The organism is Brunnivagina elsteri CCALA 953 (genome assembly GCF_002289455.1).
Lineage (GTDB): Bacteria > Cyanobacteriota > Cyanobacteriia > Cyanobacteriales > Nostocaceae > Brunnivagina > Brunnivagina elsteri.
In genome coordinates this window covers 1-6538 of record NZ_NTFS01000371.1, presented here as the reverse complement: position 1 = coordinate 6538, position 6538 = coordinate 1, and the positions used below count along the sequence as shown (strand labels likewise).

Below are 6538 nucleotides of genomic sequence, written 5' to 3'. Positions count from 1 at the left end.
GCTTTTTTCCCGCATATCGTACTGTTATTAATAATTCATAAACACATAATGAAAGTTGAATTTAATTATCATGATATATGATAGACGACAAATTGATATTTTAAAAACAGATAATAATTTATGGTTGGAAGTTCTGAAAAAAATTCCCCATGATATTTATCATTTACCTGGATATTTTGATTTAGAAGCAAAACGTTATCAAGGATTGCCAGAAGCAATTTTAATTCAGCAAGGCGATAATTTATTTTTTGCTCCTTATTTATTGCGAAATTGCAATCATATCTTTCCAGATACGTCACTTGAAGCTGAAGTTTTTGATATTATTTCACCATATGGCTACTCAGGAATATTAATAAATGAGGCAGCTACTCAGTCACCTGAATTTATTAATTTTGCAATGGCTGAAATGCAGCAAATTTTGCAATCAAAGCAAGTTTGTTCAGCTTTTTTTCGTTTGCATCCATTGATTAACAATAATTTGCCATATCTATTGAAAGAAAATATTTTTCAAACTCATGGACAAACTATTTCAGTAGATTTATCCCTGACTCATGAGCAAATATGGAATCACACTAAAGCCGGTAGACGGAATAAAATAAATAAATGTAAGCGATTGGGTTTAATTAGTAGATTAGTGAATTTCGATGATTATATTGAAGAATTTATTGCAATTTATGAAGAAACAATGGAGCGCGTTGGAGCAAAAAAAACATATTTTGAATTTGATTATGATTACTGCATTGAATTGAAAAAAAAATTGGGAGATAATTTACATTTATGTATTGTAGAATCTGAAGATAAAATCGCCTCAGCTGGTTTATATAGTGAGTATCAGGGTATTGTTCAAGCTCTTTTTGGTGGTACTCGTACTGAATTCTTTAAAGTCTCTCCCAGTTCTTTGGAAACGGATTATATGAGATTATGGGCAAAGGAGCGTGGTAATAAAATCTTGCATTTGGGTGGTGGACTAGGTGGTACTAAAGATAGCCTTTATGAGTTTAAATCAAGTTTTTCTAAACAAAGTCATCTGTTCTTAACGATGCAATTAATTATTGAACCACAAAAATATAGTTATTTGGTTGAAAAAAAAGCAAAATCTTTCAATATCTTCCCCCAAGAGTTGATAGATTCTAATTTTTTTCCTGCTTATCGTTCCTCTAATACGAGAATTTATTTAAATGAATAAACCAATCCTCCTTTCCACACCCCACATGAGCGATCGCGAACTTGAATTCGTGAAGGAAGCATTTGCTACCAATTGGATTGCCCCTGTTGGTCCCCATATCGATGCATTTGAGCAGGAATTTTGCCAAGTTACGGGGGCAGGATATGCAGCAGCAGTCAGTTCGGGAACAGCAGCGATTCATTTGGCTTTGCGGTTGTTAGATGTCGGGATTGGGGATGAGGTTTTTTGTTCGACTTTGACTTTTGCGGCAACTGCTAATCCGATCGCATATCAAGGGGCAAAACCAGTCTTTATCGATAGCGATCGCACGACTTGGAATATGAACCCCGATTTGCTGCGGGAAGCTTTGGAAAAAAAAGCACGGATTGGTAAGTTACCGAAAGCTGTAATATTAGTGCATCTTTACGGACAGAGTGCCGATATCGAACCGATTCTAGCGGCGTGTGGTGAATATGACGTTCCTCTGATTGAAGATGCCGCAGAGGCTTTGGGAGCAACCTATAAAGGACGTTCTCCGGGCACTTTTGGGCTTATGGGAATTTACTCATTTAATGGTAATAAAATTATCACTACTTCCGGTGGTGGTATGTTGGTTTCTGACAAACCCGAATTAGTTGCCAAAGCTAGATTCTTAGCAACTCAAGCACGGGATACAGCACCACATTATCAGCATTCGGAAATTGGTTTCAATTACCGACTCAGTAATGTTTTGGCAGGAATTGGACGGGGACAATTGCAAGTTTTATGCGATCGCGTTGCATCTCGTCGTCACAACTATGAAGTTTATCTCAAAAAGTTAGGGGATTTACCGGGGGTTGAATTTATGCCGGAAGCCAATTTTGGTACATCTACGCGCTGGTTAACTTGTTTAACTATCGATTCAGAGGCTTTTGGTTTCGATCGAGAACAAATTCGTCTGGCTTTTGCACAACAGCAAATCGAAACTCGTCCAGTATGGAAACCCTTACATATGCAACCAGTTTTTGCAGAATGCGAATCTATTGGTGGAGAGGTAGCGGCAGATTTATTTGCACAGGGATTATGTTTGCCATCAGGTTCAAATTTAACTGATGATGATTTAGAGCGAGTTATTAACGCATTTAGAGATATTCACAGTTTGCAATTCAAATAAATAATAATTATCAGTATTTTATCCGGTAATTAAACATTTTTATTTCGGTATATTTAGATATGAAAGGAAGTTAAAATAATGGAAAATCAAGAGTCATCTTCATTAAATAAATATTGGTATATTATTCAACGACGCTGGATGCCTGGGTTGGGTATTTTCTTTCCGATATTTCTGATTTCATTAGTAAGTTCTTCTTTGAAAAAACCCTCATATCAAGCAGACGGGAAATTACAGTTTCAGCGTACAAATACTATTTCGACATTAACTGGTGTAGGTACAGAAGTTGGAAAGTTAGAATCAGTTGCTCAAGATAATAAAACAAATCCATTAAATACAGAAGCTGAAGTTATCCGTTCGTTTCCGATAATTCAAAAAACTATTGCTAGGCTAAATCTCAAAGATAGCAAAGGGGGAGTACTTAAAACTCGTGAATTTATCAAACGACTTACAGTTAAAGATGTCAAAGGAACCGACGTTTTACAGGTTTCCTATAACGATATCAATCCAGAAGCTTCTGCTGATGTTGTCAATACCCTCATGACAGCATATTTGGAACACAATATTGCTTACCATCGTAGTGCGATCGCATCTGCCCGCAAATTTCTGGAAAAACAAGCTCCCAGTGCGGAGTTAGTTGTTCGCAAAGCGGAAGCAGCATTTCGCGAATTTAAAGAAAAAAATAAAATTGTTTCTTTACAAGAAGAAGCAACAAAATCAGTGGAAATTCTAAATCAATTACAAGCACAAATAGGTGATATAAAATCGAAGATTGCGGATATGAGCGCTCAGTCGCAATCGATGCGTTCTCGTCTGGGAATGTCATCAGAACAGGCTTTGACAATGACAACACTAAGTCAATCGGATGGAGTTCAAGAACTTACCAAACAACTTCAACAGTTAGATTTAGAATTAGTCACAAAACGTGAAGTTTTTCTAGATTCCCATCCAGAGATTATTAAGTTAGAGAGTAAGGTAAACGGGTTAAAAAATCTTCTCAAAAATCAAGTTGGACAGGTTTCTGGTAATGAACAAATTAAAGGTAATACAAATTTACAAATTGGCGAGCTTAAACAACAACTATCAGGGGAACTTGTTAGATTAGAATCCCAACGTTTAGGATTAGCGAGTCAATTAGCAACATTATCGGGTTTAGAGACAACATACAGACAGCGACTGAATAATTTACCTAGATTAGAACAGCAGCAGAGGGAATTGGAACGTAAAGTTCAAGCATCTCAATTGACTTATTCCTTGCTATTACAAAAGCTGCAAGAAAGTCGTATTGCCGAGAATCAAAATTTGGGTAATGCTCAAATTATTAGTCAAGCCGAAACTCCAGATGAACCGATTTCATCCCCAACTGTTAACTATTTGAGTGCGGGTTTATTGGGTTTACTAGCTTCAATGGCAACCATGTATTTATTAGAAAGTCGCGATAAGTATATTAAGACTATCGACGAAGCAAAAGAATTCATGGAATTGACTTTACTCGGTGTAATTCCTTCATTTAGTAAGCCAAAATCATCTATATTTCTTCGTAGTAATGACGACATCGAACCATTCCATCCGCGAATTGTGGTGCGGGATAATCCGCGATCGCCATCAAGTGAAGCTTTCCGAATGTTGCGGGCAAACCTCAAATACATCAGTGCTGACAAAGAACTCAAGGTAATTGTTGTTACTAGTTCTGTTCCCCAAGAAGGAAAATCAACCGTTGCTGCGAACTTAGCAATGGCGATCGCACAAATGGAGCGTCGTGTTTTACTAGTAGATGGTGACTTACATCGTCCAGTTCAACATCAAATTTGGGATTTACCAAACAACGAAGGTTTGAGTAATGCCATTGTTGGACAGTCAGATTTGCGAAATGCGATCGCACAAGTTATGGACAATTTATACGTTCTTCCCTCCGGGTTAGTTCCACCAAGTCCAGCATCTCTACTCGATTCAAAGCGCATGGCTACACTAATTGACTCCTTTAGAGATAACTTTGATTGCGTCATCTTAGATACTCCTTCTCTAAGTGTAGGTGCTGATGCCGCCAGCCTTGGTCAAATGGCAGATGGTGTCTTGTTTGTAATTCGTCCAGGTGTTGCTGATATTGTCAATGCTGGATTTGCCAAAGACTTATTAGAAAAATCTGGACAGAATGTATTGGGACAAGTCGTAAATGGCATCATTCCCAAAAACGAACCCTATAGCAACTTCTACTTCAATAGCGAAGAGTATTATCCACAAGACAGTGTGGGTAGGGTTAGCGTTGAAGATTTGGGAGTCAGGAATTAGGGATTGGATTCAAGTTTGTAGCGGTTATCTTCTGAGTTGAGTTAAATACAATTTGCAAAAATACTGTAGGGGCAAACGGTTGTTTGCCCTCTTATATTCCTAACACTATCACGCGAAGGGTGGGGAGACCCCACCCCTACAATTATGGAGAATTTATTTTTTGGTGTTCCCTTATCCCACTTTAATAGCATCTAAACGCAAAGCGTGATTCTCTAGAAGAGATGCTACGCAATGGTGCAAAGTAACCACTTTACAGCGATCGCATCTACGCTCCAGTATCCTTTATTGCCACAATTGTTCGGTGTCGCGGGTCACTTTCGACAGTTACAGGTGCTTTAAAACCAACTTTCTGCAATTCCTCTTCAATATTAAAAGTATAATATTCGTCGCTCCAAGGTTCAGTACTTTTCATGAGAGTAAACAGAACCGGAGGTAAATTTTGGATAACGGCAGATTTTGGATTATTATCAACTAATGCGATCGCACCACCATTTCTAAGTAATCTGAATACTTCTTTAAATATCGCTTTTGATGCTGCGTGTGGAAGCTCATGGGTGAGGAATTGCAGTGTTATTAAGTCGAAGGAGTTATCTTGTAATCCTGTATTTTCGGCTTGTGTGTGTAGCCATTGGCATATTTCATTGTTAGTATCCAGCTTTTTCGCAACCGCTAACATATAAGGAGATAAATCTAACCCGACAGTACGAACGGGGTAATTTTGTTGTTTCTGGTAATAACGGTGTAGCGTCAGAGTTGAAATACCCACCGAACAACCAATGTCTAAAATATTGCGAACTTCCTTTGGTGCGTATTTTGCTAAAACATCATGGAAGCTACCACGTAAGCGATCGTGTGCAGCTTCCCAAGTTAGCGACTCATTTTTCCAAACCCGCAAAGCCATCGAATAGGTTGCGCTCGGTGCTTCAAATGCTGCTTTCCAGCAAAGATTACCCTCATCATAGGCATGGAATGGGACTTTGTAATAGTCTGGGTAAGTAACTTGCGGGTTTTTAATAGTATCAAAGTAATGCTGTACTGAGGATGCAGCTAGCTTTTCGTAATTTTTACGCCAAGGAACGCCATTTTTCTCAGCCGTTTTAATAATAACTTGCCGAGCCTGGTATTTCATCACCTTGTAGATAGGCTTGGTTTGGATGAGCAAGTTAACGAACTGGGAAAGCATGTCATTTCCAGCCCAATCCGGTTTTAGCTTTTTATTCATTAGTCTATTGGATTTGAGGCGATTATATTTTTAGTTTAGCTGAAACAGCAAAAAGCTCTCAACTATACCAACTTAATTAATTGATTTTTCTGGTTTGGGGAATCTAAAACTGTTCCGCTTGAGAAATAGTTAATTTTCGTGGATTGGAGAATCCATAACTGTTGCGATACTCCAAAGGAGTCACTGAGTCCTTCGGACACGCTACGCGAACGTGAACGCGGAATAGTTAATTTTTCGTGGTTTGGGAGTCTATTACTGTTCCCTTTGCGGAATAGTTGATTTTCCTGGTTTGAGAATCTGAAACTGTTCCCTTTGCGGAATAGTTAATTTTCCTGGATTGAGAATCTAAAACTGTTCCCTTTGCGGAATAGTTGATTTTCGTGGTTTGGGAATCTATCACTGTTCCCTTTGCGGAATAGTTGATTTTCTGGTTTGAGAATCTGAAACTGTTCCCTTTGCGGAATAGTTAATTTTCCTGGATTGAGAATCTATCACTGTTCCCTTTGCGGAATAGTTGATTTTCTGGATTGGGAATCTATTACTGTTCCGTTTGCGGAATAGTTAATTTTCCTGGATTGGGAATCTATAACTGTTCCGTTTGCGGAATAGTTGATTTTTCTGGATTGAGAATCTAAAACTGTTCCGTTTGCGGAATAGTTGATTTTCCTGGATTGAGAATCTGGAACTGTTCCGTTTGCGGAATAGTTGATTT

At 38.3% G+C, this 6538-nt stretch carries 5 protein-coding genes; 3 read left to right on the top strand and 2 right to left on the bottom strand.

The genetic code is table 11. The annotated features are described in order from the left end of the window. Positions 1-70 precede the first annotated feature (70 nt). The 3 genes from CK510_RS24120 to CK510_RS24110 all read left to right on the top strand — a co-directional run bounded on the left by CK510_RS24120 (position 71) and on the right by CK510_RS24110 (position 4604). Positions 71-1186: a GNAT family N-acetyltransferase gene (locus tag CK510_RS24120; protein WP_095724093.1), complete on the top strand. Its 1116-nt coding sequence runs from the start codon at positions 71-73 to the stop codon at positions 1184-1186. Further along, positions 1179-2318, top strand: a complete 1140-nt coding sequence (locus CK510_RS24115) for a DegT/DnrJ/EryC1/StrS family aminotransferase (protein ID WP_095724092.1) — start codon at positions 1179-1181, stop codon at positions 2316-2318. The genes CK510_RS24120 and CK510_RS24115 overlap by 8 nt, the downstream gene beginning before the upstream one ends. 78 nt (positions 2319-2396) lie before the next feature. After that, positions 2397-4604: a GumC family protein gene (locus CK510_RS24110; RefSeq protein WP_211293288.1), complete on the top strand. Its 2208-nt coding sequence runs from the start codon at positions 2397-2399 to the stop codon at positions 4602-4604. A gap of 265 nt (positions 4605-4869) precedes the next feature. Here the strand turns inward: CK510_RS24110 and CK510_RS24105 are convergent, their stop codons facing one another. Together CK510_RS24105 and CK510_RS32975 are read right to left on the bottom strand one after the other, a co-directional pair. Further along, a complete protein-coding gene (locus tag CK510_RS24105) occupies positions 4870-5826 on the bottom strand; it encodes a class I SAM-dependent methyltransferase (protein ID WP_095724090.1) in 957 nt (318 codons plus the stop codon). Positions 5827-6317: 491 nt separating this feature from the next. Beyond that, positions 6318-6538 (bottom strand): hypothetical protein (locus tag CK510_RS32975; protein WP_211293287.1); only part of this gene is annotated, 221 nt, incomplete at its 5' end.